20 protein-coding genes are annotated in these 19,931 nt (G+C 74.4%); 12 read left to right on the forward strand and 8 right to left on the reverse strand.

Going from position 1 to position 19,931, the window contains the following annotated elements:
- Positions 1 to 10: 10 nt before the first annotated feature.
- The 4 genes from ACZ6K0_RS28675 to ACZ6K0_RS28690 all read right to left on the reverse strand — a co-directional run bounded on the left by ACZ6K0_RS28675 (position 11) and on the right by ACZ6K0_RS28690 (position 2,509).
- On the reverse strand, positions 11 to 205 hold the full coding sequence (locus ACZ6K0_RS28675; protein WP_376400817.1) for a hypothetical protein: 195 nt from the start codon (positions 203 to 205) through the stop codon (positions 11 to 13).
- A gap of 119 nt (positions 206 to 324) precedes the next feature.
- Positions 325 to 975: an ABC transporter gene (locus ACZ6K0_RS28680; protein ID WP_376400820.1), complete on the reverse strand. Its 651-nt coding sequence runs from the start codon at positions 973 to 975 to the stop codon at positions 325 to 327.
- Positions 972 to 1,835, reverse strand: a complete 864-nt coding sequence (locus ACZ6K0_RS28685; RefSeq protein ID WP_469232920.1) for an ATP-binding cassette domain-containing protein — start codon at positions 1,833 to 1,835, stop codon at positions 972 to 974. The genes ACZ6K0_RS28680 and ACZ6K0_RS28685 overlap by 4 nt, the downstream gene beginning before the upstream one ends.
- Positions 1,832 to 2,509 carry an AIM24 family protein gene (locus ACZ6K0_RS28690; RefSeq protein ID WP_376400826.1) on the reverse strand — a complete coding sequence of 226 codons (678 nt, stop codon included), beginning with the start codon at positions 2,507 to 2,509 and terminating at the stop codon, positions 1,832 to 1,834. The genes ACZ6K0_RS28685 and ACZ6K0_RS28690 overlap by 4 nt, the downstream gene beginning before the upstream one ends.
- An 82-nt stretch (positions 2,510 to 2,591) precedes the next feature.
- On the opposite strand from ACZ6K0_RS28690, the gene ACZ6K0_RS28695 reads away from it, so the two are divergent.
- The gene (locus ACZ6K0_RS28695) at positions 2,592 to 3,305 is read left to right on the forward strand and encodes a peptidyl-tRNA hydrolase (protein ID WP_376400829.1); all 714 of its coding nucleotides are present in this window, start codon (positions 2,592 to 2,594) and stop codon (positions 3,303 to 3,305) included.
- A gap of 12 nt (positions 3,306 to 3,317) precedes the next feature.
- The gene (locus ACZ6K0_RS28700) at positions 3,318 to 4,013 is read left to right on the forward strand and encodes a hypothetical protein (RefSeq protein ID WP_469232918.1); all 696 of its coding nucleotides are present in this window, start codon (positions 3,318 to 3,320) and stop codon (positions 4,011 to 4,013) included.
- 42 nt (positions 4,014 to 4,055) lie between these two features.
- Here the strand turns inward: ACZ6K0_RS28700 and ACZ6K0_RS28705 are convergent, their stop codons facing one another.
- Complete coding sequence (locus ACZ6K0_RS28705) at positions 4,056 to 4,658, reverse strand: CGNR zinc finger domain-containing protein (protein WP_376400835.1); 603 nt, start codon at positions 4,656 to 4,658, stop codon at positions 4,056 to 4,058.
- Between the two features lie 85 nt (positions 4,659 to 4,743).
- Here ACZ6K0_RS28705 and ACZ6K0_RS28710 point away from each other — a divergent pair, with 85 nt between their 5' ends.
- The 5 genes from ACZ6K0_RS28710 (at position 4,744) to ACZ6K0_RS28730 (ending at position 10,694) form a co-directional block, all read left to right on the forward strand.
- Complete coding sequence (locus ACZ6K0_RS28710; protein ID WP_469232916.1) at positions 4,744 to 5,562, forward strand: MBL fold metallo-hydrolase; 819 nt, start codon at positions 4,744 to 4,746, stop codon at positions 5,560 to 5,562.
- Between the two features lie 89 nt (positions 5,563 to 5,651).
- On the forward strand, positions 5,652 to 7,124 hold the full coding sequence (locus ACZ6K0_RS28715) for an MbnB/TglH/ChrH family RiPP precursor modification enzyme (RefSeq protein WP_469233033.1): 1,473 nt from the start codon (positions 5,652 to 5,654) through the stop codon (positions 7,122 to 7,124).
- Positions 7,125 to 7,128: 4 nt separating this feature from the next.
- A complete protein-coding gene (locus tag ACZ6K0_RS28720; protein WP_469232914.1) occupies positions 7,129 to 8,196 on the forward strand; it encodes a TIGR04222 domain-containing membrane protein in 1,068 nt (355 codons plus the stop codon).
- Positions 8,197 to 8,244: 48 nt separating this feature from the next.
- Positions 8,245 to 9,000, forward strand: coding sequence for a TIGR04222 domain-containing membrane protein (locus ACZ6K0_RS28725; RefSeq protein WP_469232912.1), 756 nt, complete (start codon positions 8,245 to 8,247; stop codon positions 8,998 to 9,000).
- An 86-nt stretch (positions 9,001 to 9,086) separates the two neighbouring features.
- Positions 9,087 to 10,694, forward strand: a complete 1,608-nt coding sequence (locus ACZ6K0_RS28730) for an alpha/beta hydrolase (RefSeq protein WP_469232910.1) — start codon at positions 9,087 to 9,089, stop codon at positions 10,692 to 10,694.
- Between the two features lie 66 nt (positions 10,695 to 10,760).
- Here the strand turns inward: ACZ6K0_RS28730 and hemQ are convergent, their stop codons facing one another.
- Positions 10,761 to 11,474 (reverse strand): hydrogen peroxide-dependent heme synthase, encoded by a 714-nt coding sequence (hemQ, locus tag ACZ6K0_RS28735; RefSeq protein ID WP_376400850.1) that lies wholly within the window; start codon positions 11,472 to 11,474, stop codon positions 10,761 to 10,763.
- Between the two features lie 17 nt (positions 11,475 to 11,491).
- The gene (gene hemG / locus ACZ6K0_RS28740; protein ID WP_469232908.1) at positions 11,492 to 13,018 is read right to left on the reverse strand and encodes a protoporphyrinogen oxidase; all 1,527 of its coding nucleotides are present in this window, start codon (positions 13,016 to 13,018) and stop codon (positions 11,492 to 11,494) included.
- Positions 13,019 to 13,158: 140 nt separating this feature from the next.
- Between hemG and ACZ6K0_RS28745 the strand changes: the two genes are divergently transcribed.
- Complete coding sequence (locus ACZ6K0_RS28745) at positions 13,159 to 14,157, forward strand: DUF4349 domain-containing protein (protein WP_469232906.1); 999 nt, start codon at positions 13,159 to 13,161, stop codon at positions 14,155 to 14,157.
- A gap of 98 nt (positions 14,158 to 14,255) precedes the next feature.
- Positions 14,256 to 15,629, forward strand: a complete 1,374-nt coding sequence (locus ACZ6K0_RS28750) for an FAD-dependent oxidoreductase (protein ID WP_469232904.1) — start codon at positions 14,256 to 14,258, stop codon at positions 15,627 to 15,629.
- A gap of 85 nt (positions 15,630 to 15,714) precedes the next feature.
- On the opposite strand, the gene hemE is transcribed toward ACZ6K0_RS28750, so the two are convergent.
- Positions 15,715 to 16,791, reverse strand: a complete 1,077-nt coding sequence (gene hemE, locus ACZ6K0_RS28755; protein WP_376400863.1) for a uroporphyrinogen decarboxylase — start codon at positions 16,789 to 16,791, stop codon at positions 15,715 to 15,717.
- 91 nt (positions 16,792 to 16,882) lie between these two features.
- Here hemE and ACZ6K0_RS28760 point away from each other — a divergent pair, with 91 nt between their 5' ends.
- The 3 genes from ACZ6K0_RS28760 to ACZ6K0_RS28770 all read left to right on the forward strand — a co-directional run bounded on the left by ACZ6K0_RS28760 (position 16,883) and on the right by ACZ6K0_RS28770 (position 19,901).
- Positions 16,883 to 17,584, forward strand: coding sequence for a DUF3000 domain-containing protein (locus ACZ6K0_RS28760; protein WP_376400865.1), 702 nt, complete (start codon positions 16,883 to 16,885; stop codon positions 17,582 to 17,584).
- A 286-nt stretch (positions 17,585 to 17,870) separates the two neighbouring features.
- Positions 17,871 to 18,536: a response regulator transcription factor gene (locus tag ACZ6K0_RS28765; protein ID WP_017242457.1), complete on the forward strand. Its 666-nt coding sequence runs from the start codon at positions 17,871 to 17,873 to the stop codon at positions 18,534 to 18,536.
- Between the two features lie 81 nt (positions 18,537 to 18,617).
- Complete coding sequence (locus tag ACZ6K0_RS28770) at positions 18,618 to 19,901, forward strand: ribonuclease D (protein WP_469232901.1); 1,284 nt, start codon at positions 18,618 to 18,620, stop codon at positions 19,899 to 19,901.
- Positions 19,902 to 19,931: the final 30 nt, after the last annotated feature.

Below are 19,931 nucleotides of genomic sequence, written 5' to 3' on the forward strand. Positions count from 1 at the left end.
ACGACGCCGCCTAGCCCGAGCAGGCGTTGCGCTGGGCTTCCTGCCATTCACACACCGGGCAGAGCGTGATCCCCTTGACCGACTCGGGGTACTCGGTCGGCTCCTGGCACAGGACGCAGGAGGCGAAGGGGCCCTCGGCCGCCGGTTCGGGCTTCGGGCCGACGGGCTCGGAGGTGCCGTCGCAGTAGGACGTGGACTCGGTCATGTGGTCGAGCGTACTCACTCGGGGGTTGCTCACTCGGGGGTTACTCACTCCGGGGTTGCTCACTCGGGGGTTGCTCACTCCGGAGTTGCTCCCTTCGAGCCCGCTCACTCCGCGCCCGCTCACTCCAGGCGTGCCGTGGCCCGGCAGGCGAGGGCCGCCGTCGCCGCCGCGAGGAGCACGGCTCCGGCGCACGCGAGCCAGGGCAGCTGTGCGGTCGTCGTGCGGGAGCCGGTGACCAGGGCGGTCAGCGCGTGCTTCGCCGGGGAGCCCGTGGTCACGAGGGCGAGGAGCGAGCCGGTGACGAGCGCCGCGACCGACCAGCCGGCGGCCTTGACGAACGGGCGGGCGGTGAGGGCGCCCACGGAGGCGCCCGTCAGCACACAGGCCGCCGTCGCGAGGAGCCCCGCGCCCGCGGCGGCGAGCGGGCCGACCCCGCGCAGGTCGCCGATCGCGGTGACACCGAGGACGGCGAGCACGCCGAGGAGCCCCGGCAGGGCGGTCCCGGTGAGCAGCGCCGCGAGGTGGGCGCGGCCCCGGCCGGCGGCCGCGGCGACGACGTTCCGGGCGGCGGGCGGTTCCTGGGTGAGGCAGATCCGTACGCACCAGGCCGTCACCGGGACCAGGGCCGCCGCCGAAAAACCGAGCGCGCCGAGCACGGGCTCGCCCGCGCGGACGCCGACGGCGAGGAAGGCCGCGTAGAGGAGGAGCGGTGCGAGCCAGCGCTGCGAGCGGAGGAGCAGACCCGACTGGTAGCGCAGGAGCGCCGTCATACCCGTACGCCTTCGGAGTCGAGTCGGTGGATGTGCCAGGAGGCGGCGAGGAGCGCCGCGAGGAGGGCGTCGGAGTGTGCCGCGCCGACGGTCAGGACGAGCGTGCCGGTGCGGTCGGTGGGGTCGTCGGGCTCGTCGGAGTGCGGCGACTCGGTGGCGGGGGCGCCCGGGAGGCCGTCCGGGAGCGGCTTGCCGCCGGAGGCGGTGATCCGGACCCGGGGCTCAGGCGGCGCTTCCCGCGCCGCTGCCGCGACGGCCCGTACCGCGCCGGCCTCCACGGCGTACACCGCGTCCGCCTCCCCCGCGAGGCGGCGCGGGTCGTGGTCGACGAAGACGGCCGTGCCGCCCGCCGCGACCCGTTCCCGGACGGCGCGGTCCAGTGCGGTGCGGGCGGTGGTGTCGAGGCCGGTCCAGGCCTCGTCGAGGACGAGGAGCTCCGGGTCCGCGAGGAGGGCCTGGGCGACGGCGACCTTCTGGCTGGTGCCCTTGGAGAGTTCCGCCAGTTCCGTACGGGCGTGCTCGGCGGCCCCGAAGCGCTCCAGCCACTCCCCCGCCCGGGCCCGGGCCGTCGCCCGGCCGAGGCCTTGGACGCGGCCCAGGTGGACCAGGTAGTCGCCGGCCGTGAAGGGCAGGGCCACCGGGAAGCGTTCGGGGACGTACGCGGTGCGGGGCGGGCGGCCGGTGATCCGGCCCTCGCTCGGGGCGTCGATCCCGGCGACAAGACGGAGCAGCGTCGACTTCCCGGTGCCGTTGGTGCCGACGACCCGGACGAGGGCGGGGGCGGGCAGGTCGAGGACGGCCCCGCGCAGGACCCACGGCCCGCGCGGGCCGTACCGCCGCCCGACCCCCTCCAGCCTCAACTCGACGAGTTCTTCTGCGGGGTGAGCTCGCTGGGCCGGACGACGACGAAGCCCTGCCCCTCCAGCTTGAGCTGCACCGCCTCGCCCGAGCCGCCGCGGATCATCGAACCGAGGGACTGCGAGCGGTGCAGCGAGGTGCGGAGCTGCTCGCTCCAGCCGACGACGGCGTCGGTGTCGACGAACACGGGGGCCTGCGGGGAGACGGGGATGACGATGGGGTTGCCCTCGCAGATCAGCGCCACCTTCCCGTAGCCGGAGAAGACGGAGTTGAAGATGCCGCCGCCGGTCACGCCGGCGCCCTTCACCGTCTTGATCTCGTAGTGGAGGGTCGAGTCGAAGCAGAGGACGTTGCGGCCGTTGACCGAGAAGGCGTCGCCCTGCTCGATCTCGATGATGAAGCAGTTCTGCGCCTCGTGCGCGAACCAGGCCTCGCCCTGGCCGCGGACGGCCATCAGCGCCAGGCCCTCGCCGGTGACGGCGCGCTTGAGCAGGCCGCCGATGCCCTGGCCCTTGCGCTCGAAGTGGAGATCGCCGCGGAAGGCGATCATCGAGCCCTGACGGGCGTGCATCTCGCCGTTGACGGTGTACTTGACCGACTTCGCGTTCTGCAGGGTCATGCCCGGGAAGCCGGCCGCCTCGGCGAGATGTTCGCCGGCGAAAAGATCACTCTTCATGCAGGGCATCCTGGCCCGGAAGCCCTGATTCCCACAAGAATCCCCCGCAGTTCGCACGCATCGGCAGTGGCAGACTTGCCGGGTGAGCAGCCACGAGACCGACCTCCGCGATGAGAAGCCCCAGTTCGTCCTCCCCCTGGTCGTACGGATCGAGCGCGACGCGCCCCCGTCCCGTACCGACGCCCTGGAGACCGCCGCGCGGGCCGTCCTGGAGATCCTCACCGACGACCGTTCCCTCGGCGAGGGCGAGTGGGCGCAGGCCATGACGGACTGGGAGGACGCCCGGATCCGCAAGGTCGTGCGCCGGGCGCGCGGCGCGGAGTGGCGGAAGGCCGGAGCGCTCCCGGGGATCACCGTGGCCGGCGCGGAGGCGGAGGTACGGGTCTTCCCGCCGGTGCCGCTCGACGGCTGGCCCAAGGAGCTGGCCAAGCTCCAGGTGTCGGGCACCGAACTCGACGACCCGGCGGCGCCCGGTCCCGTACCGGACGGGGCCGTGGTGCTCTGGATCAACCCCGGGGTCGACATGTCGGCGGGCAAGACGATGGCGCAGGCCGGCCACGGCGCGCAGCTGCTGTGGTGGGCGATGGACGACGCGGACCGGAAGGCCTGGCAGGCGGCCGGCTTCCCGCTCGCGGTGCGCACCGCGACACCCGAACACTGGGCCGCGCTCGCGGCGGGCGACAGCGGCCTTCCGGTCGTACGCGACGCCGGTTTCACGGAGATCGCCCCCGGAAAGACGGTCGTCTCCGAGGGCAGCCCCCTCTTCGCTCCCCACCTCCGACTGCGCCGCCCGTAGAAGACCGAGGCCATGACCTCACCCTTGGGCCGGCGGGCCGACCGGTCCGCGTCCCTGCTGCTCCTCTTCCTCCTGGCGGGAGCCAGTGCCCTCGCCCGCGGCCCCGCCAGGTGGAAGCTCAGGAAGATCGCCACGTCGGACGAGGTCCGACGGAAGCGGCAGCGCGCCGAGCACGAACTGCGGGCGCGCGCCGAGGAGATCGGCAGGTCCGGGCCGTGGGGCCCGGCCCTGCGCACCACTCTGGTGGACTCGTGCACCCGGGGCGGCGCCAGGAACCTCTTCGACCGGAACGCGCCGAAGCAGCCCGCCATGTCCTGCACGCTGCGACTGCACCTGTACTTCGTCGTGGACCGTCCCGTACCCGACATCGTCGGGGACCTGCGCTCCATGACGACTCCCGCGGTCTGGTCCGAGGATTCGATACGGGCCGTCCTGCGCTACTACGAGACCGAGGTCCACGCGTCGCCGCACACCTACCCGCCGTCCGTCGGAAGCCTCAAGGGCGGGGAGCAGCTGTCCTGGGACGCGCCCGGCGACAACGTGCGGGCGAAGGTCGCGGAACCGCGCCCAGGGCGGCGTGAAGCGGTGCTCGGCACCTGCGCGTCCGACCCTGCGGATGTCACCCTCCGCGCGCTGCGGGAGCGGCCGGGGACGCTCTTCGCGTGGACGCTGACCACGGGCTACCACACGGTCCAGGGCGCCAGGTGAGCCCGAGGGGCACGACGGGACGACGCTGCTGAGCCGCTCCCGTCAGTCCGCCTCCGGCGGACGGGTGCGGCGGGCGTAGGCGCGGGCGGCGCGGGCGCGGTCGCCGCAGCGGGTGGAGCACCAGTGGCGGCGGCCGTGGCGGAGCAGGTAACGGTTGCAGGGGGTGGAGCCGCAGCTGGTGAGTCGGTCGGCCTCGGGGCCGGTGACGAGGTCGGCCGCGTTGGCCGCGAGCGCCGCGAGGGCGCGGCCGAGGATCTGGTCGGTGGGGCAGGGCGCCGCGCGGTAGGGGCCGTTGCGCTCGTCCCAGTACAGCAGGGCGGCCGTGGGGGCCTTGCCGATCGCGTCGTTGACGGCGGAGAGCGCCATGGGCAGGGCGGGCACGCCCGCGACCCGGGCGGCCAGCAAGGACCTGACGTGTTCGCGCAGGGAGCGCAGCTGCGCCGCGCACATCTCCTGCACTCCGGCGTCGGCCGGCGCGAGGCCGTGCTCGGTGAGCCACCGGTTCGTGGCCTCGGGGGTGCCGAGGAAGTCCATGGAGTGCCCGCCGGGCAGCGTGACGACGCTGTTGACGAAGGCGAGGGCGATGTACTCCTCCGCCCCCGGCGCGGGCGGCGGCATGGATGCGGCGGTCGAGGTCTCACTCATGGTTCTCATGGTACGGCTTGCTTTCATCCGTGAGTCATGGGCTATGGTCCTCACGGATAGATCGCCACTTATTCGTGAGGTTCTGATGACTGACACCGGCACGCCCGCTGAGCACGAGCAGATCCCCGTCCGCGTCCTCGGAGGCCCGACCGCACTCTTCGAGTACGGCGGCCTGCGCTTCCTGACCGACCCCACGTTCGACGCACCCCGCGAGTACCCCGTACCCGGCGGCCTGCTGAGCAAGACGGCGCCCTCCGCCACCACGCCGGCCGAGATCGGCCCGATCGACGTGGTCCTGCTCTCCCACGACGAACACCCCGACAACCTCGACGCGTCCGGCCGCGCCCTCCTCGCGGACGTCCCGCTGACCCTCACCACCACCGGCGGCGGACAGCGCCTGGGCGCGGGGACCAAGGGACTGGCCGACTGGGAGTCGGTCGAGCTGGACCGCCCCGGCGGCGGCACCGTCACCGTCACCGCCGTGCCCGCCCTGCACGGCCCCGGCACCCGCGAAGAGGTCGAGCCGTTCACCGGCCAGGTCGTCGGCTTCGTCCTGACCGGGCAGGACCTGCCCACCTTCTACGTCAGCGGCGACAACGCCTCGCTCGGCCTGGTCCAGGAGATCGCCGCACGGTTCGGCCCGGTGGACACCGCCGTCCTGTTCGCCGGAGCACCCCGCTTCCCCCAGCTCTTCGGCGGCGCCACGATCGTCCTCGACAGCGCGCAGGCCGCCGAGGCCGCCACGATCCTCGGCGCCCGCCGCGTGGTCCCCGTCCACTGCGACAGCTGGGCGCACTTCACCGAGAGCCGCGACGACGTGATCGCCGCGTTCACCGCCGCCGGGCTGCTCGACCGCCTCGACCTGGGCGGGGCCCTCCACCGGACGCCGGAACCTCAAATGTAGCTCTGAACGTCCCCCTCCCTGGGTTCGAACGTCTCCGCCGGGGCCATCACGTGGATGACTGAGGACCGAAGGAGGGGGACATGGGGGACATGGAGGACATGACGGCACTCGGCATCGGCATCGGCTGGCGTCCCGAGATCGCGGAGGCGGTGGAGGCGCTGACCGGCGTCGACTGGGTCGAGGTGGTCGCGGAGAACATCTGCGCCGACCACCTGCCCGACTCGCTGACCCGGCTGCGGGAGCGCGGCGTGACGGTCGTCCCGCACGGGGTGTCGCTCGGGCTCGGCGGCGCGGACCGGCCGGACCCGGCGCGGCTCGCGGCGCTCGGCGAGAAGGCGGTGGCGCTGGGGGCGCCGCTGGTCACGGAGCACATCGCGTTCGTACGGGCCGGGGGGCCGCTCACCGCGTCGCCGCTCCTGGAAGCGGGCCACCTGCTGCCCGTGCCCCGCACCCGGGACGCGCTCGACGTGCTCTGCGAGAACGTCCGCATCGCGCAGGACGCGCTGCCCGTGCCGCTCGCCCTGGAGAACATCGCGGCCCTCATCGCCTGGCCCGGGGAGGAGCTGACGGAGGGGCAGTTCCTGGCGGAGCTGGTGGAGCGTACGGGGGTACGGCTCCTCATCGACGTCGCCAACCTGCACACCAACCACGTCAACCGCGGCGAGGACCCGGCGAAGGCCCTGTCCGAGCTGCCGGTGGAGGCCATCGCGTACGTCCACGTGGCGGGCGGCGTCGAGCGCGACGGCGTCTGGCACGACACGCACGCCCACCCGGTGCCGCGCCCCGTCCTCGACGTCCTGGCGGACCTCGCCTCGCGGGTCTCTCCGCCCGGCGTGCTCCTGGAGCGGGACGACGACTTCCCGCCGGCGGAGGAGCTGGCCGCGGAGCTGACGGTGATCCGGGAGACGGTGGCACGCGCCCGAAACGCGGGAACGCCGGTCGCCGGATCCGTCGCCCCGGCGCAGCCGCTGCTCATCGGCGCGGGCGCCCGCGTCTCGGGCGGGCCGATGCCGAGCGCCCTGGCCGTCGATGTCGACAGCGACAGCGACAGCGACAGCGACATGGACGTGGACGTGGACATGGACTCCGTGGCGCCGGGCCTGCCCCGGCCCAGGGCCGCCGCCGACGACGTTCCCGTTCCCGAGCCCTCCGACGGCGCCCGCCAGCGCGTCGCGCTCGCTCAGGCCGCGCTGCTGTCCGCGCTCGTCGCCGGGACCCCCGCGCCCGAAGGGTTCGACAGCCGGCGCCTCGGGGTGCAGAGCCGGGCGCTCGCGGCCAAGCGGGCCGGGGTCGTCGCGAAGGTCGCCCCCGAGCTTCCGGAGATCCTCGGCAAGGGCTTCCGGCCCGCGTTCCTCGCGTACGCCAGGACCCGCCCCATGACCGGCGGCTACCGCCGTGACGCCCTCGACTTCGCCGAGCACCTGCTGCTCGCCGACCGCCCCGAGGACCCGGCCGCCCGACGGCGGCTCACCGAGTGGTGGCAGGACCGTTCCGGCAGCCGCCCGCCCGGCCGCGCCGTCCGGCTCGCCCGGGCCGCCCGCCACGCCCTCGTCCGGAGGTGACCGCGTGAACGCCCTGGTCGTCGTCTTCTACGTCGCCGGCGCCGCCGGCGTCGCCCTGCTCATCACCCGCGTCGTCCGCTCGCGCGGCCGCTCCGGCGGGCCGATCCACGACCGGTACGAGGCGGCCTTCCTCAACGGCGGCCCGGCCCGGGTCGTCGACGCCGCCATCGCCGCCCTCCACTCCGACGGCCGGATCACGATCGGCGGTCCCGGCATCGTCGCGGTCGTCCGGCCCGTCGCGCACGACCCGGTGGAGCGCGCCGTGCTCCAGGTGCACGCCGCCGCCCCGCACGGGGCCCTGCACCACCTGCGGCTCGCCGTGATGCGGCACCCGGCGGTCCAGGAGCTCGGTGACGGGCTCGCGGGGCGCGGGCTCATCGAGGAACCGGCGAGGCGGAGCACCACCCTCGCCTGGTGCCTCGCACTCGGCCTCACGGCCTTCTTCCTCTTCCCCGTCTCGGTCGTCCTCACCATCCTCGACCTGGCCACCGCACCGGAGATGTCGGTGCCGTTCGTCGTGAAGGTGCTGCCCCTCCTGTTCGCCGCCGGGGTCACGGCCATCGCGTGCGGGGCGATCTCCGGGAAGCGGCTCACCTCCGCCGGGCAGGCCGCCCTCGCGGCGTACGGACGGGCCCACGGCCACCTCGCCGACGCCGGTCACCTCGTGGCCCTGTACGGGCTGCGGGGCCTGCCCGACCCCGTGCTGCGGGAGCAACTCCTCGCCGCCGCCCGGGTGTACGCGCCCCGAAGGGGACGCGGGCGCGGAAGGCGTCCCGCGCCCTCGCACCACCTCTCCGCCGACTACGCCGCCGCCGGTGTGGCCACCGCGTGGTGCGCGGAGAACAGCTTCTGCGGCGGGGGCGGCTCCTCCTCGGGCGGAAGCTCCGGCTCGTGCTCGTCCGGCTCGTGCTCGTCCGGTTCCTGTTCCTCCGGTTCATGTTCCTCCGGTTCATGCTCGGGCGGCGGGTCCGGCTGCGGTGGCGGGGGCGGCAGTTCCTGTTCGAGTTCCAGCGGCAGTTCCTGCTCCAGCTCCAGTTCCAGCGGGAGTTCGTGCTCCAGCTCCAGCAGCTGATCACCCGTTCGAGTGGCGGGCGCCCGCGACCTGTCGTAGAACTCGGACATGGTCTGGGTTCCGCTTCTCCTCGTGGCATGCGTCGTCGCCGGTGTCGCCTGCGCACGGCTCTGCCGGGCCACCCTCGTGGCGGCCCGGCCCGCGGCTGCCGGGCCGTACGCCGGAAGCGACGACGAGCTCACCGTCCTCGAAGCCGCCTACCTCGCCGGCGGTCCCCTCCGGGTCACCGATCTCACCCTCGTCGCCATGCACCGGGAGCGGCGGCTGCTGCTCGCCCACACCGGCTGGGCGACGGTCGTGGACGCCGACGGCGGCTCAGGGGACGAGTGGGAGAGCGCCGTACTCGGTGCCATCGGGCCCGGCGGCCAGTCCCCCATCCCCGCGGTCCGTCCGGCGGTGGCCGCCGCCGACGCGGTGCGGGCGCTCGCGCAGCGGCTCGTCGACCGGGGGCTCGCCGTGTCCGACGCGGGCCGCCGCGAGGTCGCGGCCGGGGTGCGGGCGGTGCGGGCCGCGCTCCTGCTCACCCTCGCGCTCGGGGCGGCGGCGCTCCTCGTGCCCGGCGACGAACGGACCCCGGTCGTCGCCGGGTTCACGCTGCCGCTGCTCGCCTCCGGGCTCTGCCTGCTGATCGGCCGGATCGAGGTGTACCCGTACACCCGCTGGGCGTCCCCCGCCGGGCAGCGGCTGCTCTCCGGCCTCTCCCGGGCCGACCCGCTCACCGCGCTCGCGACGCGCGGCCCCGCCGTCCTGGAGCCCGAGCTCCGCGCGGCACTCCGGGAACACGCTCCCGTACGCCTCCCGTAGTTCCTTTACTTCGCCCCGCCCCGCGCCAACGATCTCTTCGTCCCCGCGCGCGCCCCACGCGCACGCGGTCACGAAGGGAAGCACCGATGCCCTCTCCCGCGCTGTACGGAGCCCTCAGCGCCCTCCTGTTCACCGCCCTGCCCCTGGCCCCCGCGCACGACGCTCCCCCGTCCGAGGCGCGCGGCACCGTGCTCGCCGCCCGCCGGGCCGCCGCCGAGGGGATCGCCTTCGGCTCCTGCCCGGCAGCCGAGAGACTGCCGCCGTCCGTCGCGTGCGGCACCGTCCGCGTACCGCTCGACTACGCGGACCCGGACGGTCCCCGCGTCCCGCTGACCGTCAGCCGCGTCCGGGCCTCGGGGCCCGCCGCCGGCCGGCAGGGCGCGCTCCTCTTCAACCCCGGGGGCCCGGGCGCCTCCTCGACGTACTTCCCGCTGGCCGCCGAGCTCCCGGCGTGGCGGCGGATCTCCGCCGCGTACGACCTCGTGGGCTACGCCCCGCGCGGGGTGGGCCGCTCGGCGCCGGTCTCCTGCCAGGACCCGGCGGACCGGGCGACGGGCCCGACCCCGGCGCCGAGCCGGCCGTCCGAGGTGTACAAGCGGGAGCGGATCGCGCGCGCGAAGACGTACGCGGAGGGCTGCGCGCGCCGGACGGGCCCGGCCCTGCGCCACTACCACTCGCTCAACAACGCCCGGGACCTGGAGGTCGTGCGGGCGGCGCTCGGCGAGCCGCGCCTCACGTACCTGGGCAGCTCGTACGGCACGTACATCGGCGGCCTGTACGCGACCCTCTTCCCGCACCGGGTGCGGCGGATGGTCCTCGACGCGCCGGTGGACCCGAGGCCTGACCGGATCTGGTACCGGAACAACCTCGCCCAGTCCGAGGCGTTCGAGCGGCGGTGGGCGGACTTCCGCACCTGGGTGGCGAAGCACGACGCGGTGTACGGGCTCGGTGGCACCGCGCGGGAGGTGAGCGGCCGGTACGAGCGGGTGCGCGCCGAGCTCGCGGAGCGCCCGGCGGGCGGCCGGGTCGGTCCCGGCCAGCTGCACGCGGCGATGCTGGACACCGGCTACGACGACCGGTTCTGGCCGCTGCGGGCGGGCGCCCTCGCCGCCTATCTGCAGGGCGATCCGGCGCCGCTGATCGCCCAGGCCGCGCCCCCGGAGAATCCGGGGCCCGACGCGGGCAACGGGCGTGCGGTGTACACGGCGGTGGAGTGCAACGACGCGCCCTGGCCGGAGGAGTTCGCCGTCTGGGACCGGGACAACACGCGGCTGGCGGCACGGGCCCCGTTCGAGACCTGGGACAACGCCTGGACGAACCTGCCCTGCGCCTACTGGAAGGCGCCCCGGCAGCGCCCGCTGGACGTGCGGACGGGTCCGGGGGTGCTGCCGCCGGTGCTGATCCTGGCGGCGGAGCGGGACGCGGCGACCCCGTACGCGGGGGCGGTCGAACTTCAGCGGAGGCTGTCGGGCGCGGCCCTGGTGACCGAGCGGGACGTGGGCACGCACGGTGTCGCGGGCGGGCCGAACGCCTGCGTGAACGGCTATCTGGAGCGCTATCTGCTCACGGGGGCGGTTCCGGACTTCGACAGGACCCCGGAAATGACGCCGGTGCGGCGCGCGTCATGCGCGCCGCACCCGGAGCCGGACCCGGTGTCGCTGGACGGGAGGGCAACGAAGACGCCCGCCGTCTGATCTTCCGGGTCAAGGGGTGGCGCGCCCGGCCGGGAGCAGGGCCGCCACCAGGTTCGTACGGCCGTGTCAGGCCAGGCCCGCCACCAGGTCGGCGACGCTCTTGCGCCGGCCGGTGTAGAACGGGACCTCTTCGCGGACGTGCATCCGGGCCTCGGAGGCACGCAGGTGGCGCATGAGGTCGACGATGCGGTGCAGCTCGTCGGCCTCGAAGGCGAGGAGCCACTCGTAGTCGCCGAGCGAGAAGGAGGCGACCGTGTTGGCGCGGACGTCGGGGTAGCCGCGGGCCATCTTGCCGTGGTCGGCGAGCATGCGGCGACGGTCCTCGTCCGGCAGCAGGTACCAGTCGTAGGAGCGCACGAAGGGGTAGACCGAGACGTAGTCGCGCGCGTTCTCGTCGGCCAGGAAGGCCGGGATGTGCGACTTGTTGAACTCGGCGGGGCGGTGCAGCGCCATGTTGGACCACACCGGCTCCAGGGCGCGGCCCAGCTTGGTGCGGCGGAAGAGATTGTACGCCGCCTGGAGCTCGTCGCTCGTCTCGGCGTGCCACCAGATCATGACGTCGGCGTCGGCGCGCAGACCGGAGAGGTCGTACGTGCCGCGGACGGTGATGTCCTTGGCGGCGAGCTGGTCGAACAGCTCCTGGACCTCGTCGGCGTAGCCGGCGCGGTCCTCGGGCAGAACGTCGCGCAGCTTGAACACGGACCACAGGGTGTAGCGGATGACCTCGTTGAGGTCCTTCGCCTTCTTACCGGCGTTCGGGATCTTTTCGGGCGCACTCATACGCCTATTCTCGCCCGTCACGAGGAGTGCCCCGCACCGGGGTCGGTCCTTTTCGACGTGGCGATGATCTCGTCCCCGAACCCGGCCGCGATCTCGTCGGCCGCGCGGTGGGCCGAGGCGATGCACGCGGGGATGCCGACGCCGTCGTACGCGGCGCCCGCGACCCGCAGTCCGGGCAGGGCGGCGACGGCCTCGCGGACGCGGGCGACCCGGGCGAGATGGCCGACGGGGTACTGGGGCAGGCCGCCGGTCCAGCGGGTGACCGTGGTGGCGACGGGGCGCGCGGTGAGCCCGGTGGCGGCGGCGAGGTCCTTGAGGGAGGCGGCGACGAGGTCGGTGTCCTCCCGGTGGACCTGCTCCTCCTCGCCGTGGCGGCCGACGGAGGTGCGCAGGACGAAGAGGTCGGGGGCGCCGTCGGCGACCCAGCGCCACTTCTGGCTGGAGAAGGTGGAGGCCTTGATGGTGTGGCCGTCGACGGGTGGAACGAGGAACCCGGAGCCCGGCAGAGCGGGGAGATCCGTGCCCGGCAGGGCGGGGAGATCCGTGCCGGCCGGGGCGGGCAGGTCCGTGCGGCGGAAGGCGAGCGTGATCAGGGCCATGGAGGCGTACGCGATCTCCGCGAGCTCGGCGGAGGCGGCGGGCGCGTGGTCGGCGAGGAGCGCGGCGGCGGGCCCGGCGGGGGTGGCGAGGACCACGGCGTCGGCGGCCAGGACCCGGTCTCCGGCGACGACCTCCCAGCCGGCCGGTCCGGTGCGGCGCAGGGCGGTGACGGGGGTGCGGGTGAGGATCTCGCCGCCGGCGGCGCGGATCGCGTCGGCGACGGCGCCGGGCAGGGTGCCGACACCGCCCTCGACGCCGAGGAAGACGGAGCCGCCGAGTCCGGTGCCGGCGCCCGCCGCGTCGGCAGCGGCGGCGGCGGCTCCGGCCTGCTGGACGGCGTGGACGGCGGCGGTGAGCGTGGGGTGGCGGCGGGCGGCCTCGAAGAGGGCGGGGACGGCGGCCTTCATCGAGATGCGGTAGGCGTCACCGGCGTAGACCCCGCCGAGGAGGGGTTCGACGAGCCGGTCGACGACCTCGTGGCCCATGCGCTCGGCGACGTACGCGCCGATGGCGATGTCGTCGCCGATCTCGGTCGGGGGCAGTTCGCGGTCGAGGCCGATGCGGCGGACCCCTTCCTCGGAGAGGAGCCCGTCGACCGCGCGGCCGTCGCCGGGGACGCCCATCACATGGCCCTTGGGCATGGGGGTGAGCTCGCCCCGGGACCAGACGGACGCGGTGGTCGTGGCGGGCGGCTGGAGCCGGTCGCCGAGGCCGACGGCCCGGGCGAGGGCGACGGCCTCGGGGCGGCGGGCGAGGAGCGACTCGGCGCCGAGGTCCACGGGCGCGCCCGCGATCTCGCCGGCGAGGAGCTTGCCGCCGAGGCGGGCGCCCTCTTCGAGGAGGGTCACCCGGTGGCCGGCGGTGGCGAGCCGGTGGGCGGCCGCGAGTCCGGCGATTCCGCCTCCGGCGACGACGACGTGGTGTCCCGTGGTGTCCGCGTTCATGGGACCACTCTCTCAAATCGCCCGCGCGCTCCCTTTCCGAGGCCGGACCGTGACCGCATCGCTACCGCCGGACGGAAACCCGTGCGGCCGCCGCCCACGTCCAAGGGGCACGACTCACCACCATTCCCTGGGGGGAAACCATGCACAGAACACGAACGGTGTCCCGGGCCCGGACGACGGCGGCCGCCGCGCTGCTGACGGCCTCGCTCGTCCTGACCGGCTGCGGCGCGGGCGGTACGACGGCCGGCGACAGCAAGAGCGACGTGAGGGCGGCGCAGGGCGGGAAGGCGGCGGGCGCGGCCGACGCCGACTCGGGCAGCGAGAAGCAGTCCGCGGCACCGGGCAAGGCGGCGCAGCCGCAGCACGTCATCCGTACCGCCTCGCTCGCCGTGGAGGTCGAGGACGCGGCGAAGGCCCTGGTCACGGCCCGCCGGGTGGCGACGGGCGCCGGCGGGCGGGTGGAGAACGAGTCGACGGAGCGGCTCGACGACACGTACGTCACCTCGCGGGTCGTGCTGCGGGTGCCGCAGGAGCAGTACGACGCGGTCCTCACCGAGCTGGCGGGCACCGGCAAGCTCCTCGCCCGCACGGCGGACGCCAAGGACGTCACCGAGCAGGTCGTGGACGTGGACAGCCGGATCGCCACCCAGCGGGCGAGCGTCGCGCGGGTGCGGGCGCTGATGCAGCGGGCGGAGAAGCTGGCCGACGTGGTGACCCTGGAGGGCGAGCTGAGCCGCCGCCAGGCGGACCTGGAGTCGCTGCTCGCCCAGCAGTCCTCGCTGAAGGACCGGACGACGATGGCGACGATCACCCTCGAACTCACCGAGAAGGAGAGGCCGGGCGCCGACAAGGAGGAGGACGAGGGCCGTCCCGGCTTCGGGGACGCGCTGAGCGGCGGGTGGAACGCCCTGGTGGGCGCGCTCGCCTGGATCGGCCTCGTCCTGGCTGCCCTGGCCCCGTGGCTGGCGCTCGCCCTGATCGCCTTCCTCCTCTGGCGCCACCTGATCCGCCCGCGCCGCGCGGCACGCCTCGCGGCACGCCCGGAAGCCGCGCCGGAGCCCCGCCCGCTGCCGGCCCAGAACGCCGCCGGCGTGGCCACGCCCGCCGAGCGTCCCGACACCCCCGGGGCCGGCGAGTGAGCCGAAGGGGCGCGGCCGGGGGAACAGCCCCGAGCACGGTCGGGGCTGTGAGCCCGGCTGTAGCGCCCCGGAGGCGAACCGAGCCTCAAAATAGGGGAATGAGCGAACGACTGGTGGTCATCGGTGGCGACGCGGCGGGCATGTCCGCCGCGTCGCAGGCGCGCAGGCTCAGGTCCGCCGGGGAGCTGGAGATCGTCGCCTTCGAGCGCGGTCACTTCTCCTCGTACTCGGCCTGTGGCATCCCGTACTGGGTCGGCGGGGACGTCGCCGCGCGGGGCGAGCTGATCGCCCGTTCCCCGGAGGAGCACCGGGCCCGGGACATCGACCTGCGGATGCGGACCGAGGTGACCGCGATCGACGTGCCGGGGCGGCGGGTCCTCTCCCGGGACCTGGACGCGGGGACGGAGGCGTGGACGGGCTTCGACAAGCTGGTGATCGCGACCGGGGCCCGGCCGCTGCGTCCGCCGCTGCCGGGGATCGACGCGGCCGGGGTGCACGGCGTGCAGACCCTCGACGACGGCCAGGCGCTGCTCGACTCGCTGGAGCGCACGCCGGGACGGCGGGCCGTCGTGGTCGGCGCCGGCTACATCGGAGTGGAGATGGCGGAGGCGCTCCTCGCCCGGGGGTACGAGGTGACGGTCCTGACCCGGGGCGAGCAGCCGATGGCGACGCTCGACCCGGACATGGGCCGGCTGGTGCACCGGGCGATGGACGGGCTGGGGATCACGACGGTCGTCTCGGCGGAGGTGACGAAGATCCTGACCGGTGCCGACGGGCGGGTACGGGCGGTGACGACGGCCGACGCCGAGTATCCGGCGGACGTGGTGGTCCTGGGGACGGGCGTGGTGCCCGAGACCTCGCTCGCCCGGGCGGCGGGCCTGCCGCTGGGCGCGCACGGCGGGCTGCTCACCGACCTCGCGATGCGGGTGCGCGGCCATGAGGACATCTGGGCGGGCGGCGACTGCGTGGAGGTCCTGGACCTGGTCTCGGGCCGGGAGCGGTACGTGCCGCTGGGGACGCACGCGAACAAGCACGGCCAGGTCATCGGGGCGAACGTCGGCGGCGACTACGCGACGTTCCCGGGTGTGGTGGGCACGGCGGTGTCGAAGGTGTGCGACCTGGAGATCGCGCGGACGGGCCTGCGGGAGCGGGACGCCCGGGAGGTGGGGCTGCGGTTCGTGACAGTGACGGTGGAGTCGACGAGCCGTGCGGGCTACTACCCGGGGGCCGCGCCGATGACGGTGAAGATGCTGGCGGAGCGGCGTACGGGCCGGCTGCTCGGGGTGCAGATCGTGGGGCGGGAGGGCGCGGCCAAGCGCGTCGACATCGCGGCGGTGGCGCTGACGGCGGGGATGACCGTGGAGGCGATGACGGCCCTGGACCTGGGGTACGCGCCGCCGTTCTCACCGGTGTGGGACCCGGTCCTGATCGCGGCCCGGAAGGCGACGGCGGCCGTCCGGGCGGCGGGCTGAGGGACAGAAACACGGACACGGACACGGAAAAGGCGACGGCCGCCGGGTGACCCCGGCGGCCGTCGTCGCATCGCGTGCCCGTGGGTCAGACGGCCGTCCGCGTGTGCACGTAGTCGACGAGACGCGTCAGGGAGTCCGGGTCCATCGACGGCATGACGCCGTGGCCCAGGTTGAAGACGTGGCCTTCCAGGTCCTTCGCGGCGGCGAGGACCTCGTCCGCCTTCGTCTCCACGACCTCGCGCGAGGCGAAGAGCACGGCGGGGTCCAGGTTGCCCTGGAGCGCCTTGCCGGGGCCGACGCGGCGGGCGGCCTCGTCGAGCGGGACGCGCCAGTCGACGCCGACGACGTCCGCGCCCGCCTCGCCCATGAGGCCGAGCAGCTCGCCCGTACCGACGCCGAAGTGGATGCGCGGGACGCCGTAGTCGGCGACCGCGTCGAAGACCTTCACGGAGGCCGGCATCACCGAGCGGCGGTAGTCGGCCGGGGCCAGGGCGCCGACCCAGGAGTCGAAGAGCTGCACGGCGGAGGCGCCGGCCTCGATCTGGACCTTGAGGAAGGCCGAGGTGATCTCGGCGAGGCGGTCGAGCAGGTCGGCCCAGAGCTGCGGGTCGCCGTACATCATCGCCTTGGTGCGCTCGTGGCTGCGCGACGGGCCGCCCTCGACGAGGTAGCTCGCGAGGGTGAAAGGCGCGCCGGCGAAGCCGATGAGCGGGGTGTCGCCCAGCTCGGCCGTGAGCATCCCGATGGCCTCGGTGACGTAGTGGACGTCCTCGGGCGTGAGGTCGCGCAGCCGGGCCAGGTCGGCGCGGGTGCGGATCGGGTCGGCGACGACCGGGCCGACGCCGGGCTTGATGTCGAGGTCGAGGCCGATGGCCTTGAGCGGGACGACGATGTCGCTGAAGTAGATGGCCGCGTCGACCTTGTGGCGCCGCACCGGCTGGAGCGTGATCTCGGTGACCAGCTCGGGCCGCATGCAGGACTCGAGCATGGGAATGCCCTCGCGGACCTTCAGGTACTCGGGGAGGGAGCGCCCGGCCTGCCGCATGAACCAGACGGGGGTGTGCGGCACGGGCTCGCGCCGGCACGCCTTGAGGAACGCGGAGTCGTGCGTCCGCGACTGCTGCTTCGTCTGCTGGCCCTGCGGGCTGTCGTTGGCACTCACGCCCAGAATCTTCGCATGTGGCGGGAAGCCGCTCGTCCGGGCCGGGTGTCCCTCCCCGCACAGAGGCCCCGTTCCGCCTACTCTTCCCCGCATGGCTGCGGCTCAGGGACATTTTTCCGATCATTCCGACGGCAAAAGAGGGACGGACGACACAGCGGACAGTACGGAGACGAATCCGGTACCACCCGCCTTCCGGCGGGCGGTGGAGGCGCTGCGATCGGCGCGACTGCGGTCCGAGATCGAGATCGACCCGACCAGGCCCCCGCAGCGCCTGGCCCCGTACGCGTACGCGGTGGAGGCGGCCGTCGTCGACGGCGAGGACGACCTGGCGGACGGACGGCTCGTGCTGCTGCACGACCCGGACGGCCACGAGGCATGGAAGGGGACGTTCCGGCTGGTGACGCTCGTCAGGGCGGAGCTGGAACCGGAGATGGCGGCGGACCCGCTGCTCCCCGAGGTGTGCTGGTCCTGGCTTACCGGGGCCATGGAGGCACGCGGGCTCGCGTACGGGGAGGCGAGCGGGACGGTCACGATGGCGGGCTCCCACTATTTCGGCGGGCTCGCGGACCGGAGGCCGGCGACCCAGATCGAGATCCGGGCCTCCTGGACGCCGCGCGAGGGGCTCGGCGGTGTGCCGGACACGGGGGCGCACCTGGCGGCCTGGTGCGATCTGCTGTGCCAGATCGCGGGGCTGCCCCCCGCACCGGCCGAACCGGGGGCGGGGCCGACGGGAACGGTGACGGGCGCGGGGGTCGTCTCACTGCCCCAGCGACGGGGCCCACAGCAGGCGTGAGGCCCCGGAAGGACCCTCTCCGGCGGGACGGGAGGGGGTCCGTTCGGGGGCCCGCCGAGTGGACCCCCGAGTGCCCCGCTGAGGGGTCCACTTGGGGGTCCGCTCGTAGGATGATCGATCACGCGTCCGAATTGCCCTAATTGTTACTCACCAAATCGTGATCTTTCCCTAAAGGAGGGGGGCCCAGCTGCCGAAGGAGTCAGTGACCCCTTCAGCAGCACGGGTTCGCCCCCCGGCTTCATCCCCGAGCCGGCTCCGTCCCGCATCCTTCCCCCCAGGAGGCCTGGTGTCCGTTCTCCTCGAGCAGCCCGCAAGCCTGGTCGCCTACCGCCCGAACAAGCCGACGGCCATGGTCGTCGTGGCCGACCCGCGCGTCCGCTCCACCGTGACCCGCCACCTGTGGGCCCTCGGAGTACGCGACGTGATCGAGGCTTCGTCCATCGCGGAGGCACGTCCCCGCGTCGGCAACCCGCGCGACATCTGCGTGGCCGACGTCCACCTGCCCGACGGCAGCGGCCTGACCCTGCTGTCCGAGACCCGCGCCGCGGGCTGGCCCAACGGCCTCGCCCTCTCGGCCGCCGATGACATCGGCGCCGTGCGCAACGCCCTGGCGGGCGGCGTGAAGGGCTATGTCGTCACCGGTACGCGTACCAACATCGGTCACCCGACCCGACCCGGAGCCGCACCCATCGGTTCCGCCGCCGCGCGTCTGGGCCACCGCCGCCCCCCGGGTGCCCCGAGCCACCCGGGCGGCTACCGCGAGCTCTCCGGCCGTGAGGTCGAGGTGCTCCGGCTCGTCGCGGAGGGCCAGTCGAACAAGGCGATCGGCGTCTCCATGGGCCTCTCCGCCCTCACCGTCAAGAGCCACCTCGCCCGCATCGCCCGCAAGCTGGGCACCGGCGACCGCGCCGGCATGGTCGCGGTGGCCCTGCGGACGGGCATCATCCACTGACGAAAGGCCCGCGAGAAGCCCGCGCCTGTCGACGGAACGTTCCGTCGACAGGCGCTTGCCGTTCACCGATACCCTTGACAGGTGACCGACGCCCAAGAGACCGCAGCAGACACAGCACTGCGCACCACCGGGGGCGGCCCCCCGGACGACGATGTCCCTGCGAATGGGCTTCCGATCCCGTTGCTGGAGCCCCGCGAGGGGATTCCGCCGGTGGTCGAGACCGAGGACGCCCTCGCCGAGGTGATCGCCGCGTTCGCCGCCGGCAGCGGCCCCGTGGCCGTCGACGCCGAGCGCGCCTCCGGCTACCGCTACGGACAGCGCGCCTACCTCGTGCAGCTCCGCCGGGAGGGCGCGGGCACCGCGCTCATCGACCCCGTGGGCTGCCCCGACCTCTCGGGGCTCGGCGAGGCGCTCGCCGGGACCGAATGGATCCTGCACGCCGCGACCCAGGACCTTCCGTGCCTGCGCGACATAGGCATGCTCCCCACCTCGCTCTTCGACACCGAGCTGGCGGGGCGGCTCGCGGGCTTCCCGCGCGTCGGCCTCGGCGCGATGGTCGAGTCCGTCCTCGGCTACGCCCTGGAGAAGGGCCACTCGGCCGTCGACTGGTCCACCCGCCCGCTGCCCGAGCCCTGGCTGCGGTACGCGGCGCTCGACGTCGAGCTCCTCGTCGACCTGCGCGACGCGCTGGAGAAGGAGCTGGACCGGCAGGGGAAGCTGGAGTGGGCGCACCAGGAGTTCGACGCGATCGCCTCCGCCCCGCCCGCCCCGCCCCGCAAGGACCCGTGGCGCCGCACCTCCGGCATGCACAAGGTGCGCCGCCGCCGTCAGATGGCGGTCGTCCGGGAGCTGTGGACGGCCCGTGACAAGGTCGCCCAGCGGCGGGACGTCTCCCCCGGCAAGGTGCTGAGCGACGCCGCGATCGTCGAGGCGGCGCTCGCGGTGCCGGTGAACGTGGCCGCGCTGACGGCGCTGCCCGGCTTCGGCAACCGCATGGGCCGCCGTCAGCTGGAGCAGTGGCAGGCCGCGGTGGACCGGGCCAGGGCCCTGCCGGAGAGCGAGCTCCCCCAGCCGGGCCAGCAGGTCGCCGGCCCGCCCCCGCCGCGCGCCTGGGCGGACAAGGACCCGGTCGCGGCGGCCCGCCTCTCGGCGGCCCGCACGGCGGTCACGGCCCTCGCGGAGGAGCTGAACCTCCCCCAGGAGAACCTGATCACCCCGGACACGGTCCGCCGCGTCTGCTGGGAGCCGCCGACCCCGGCAACCCCGGAAACGGTGGCCGCCGCCCTGACGGGCCACGGCGCCCGCCCGTGGCAGGTCGGACTGGTGACCCCGCTCCTGCTGGAGGCGCTGTCGGCGACGGCGTGACCCCGCTTCGGTGGAGCCCCCGGCCGCGTG

The organism is Streptomyces sp. NPDC042346 (assembly GCF_055581845.1).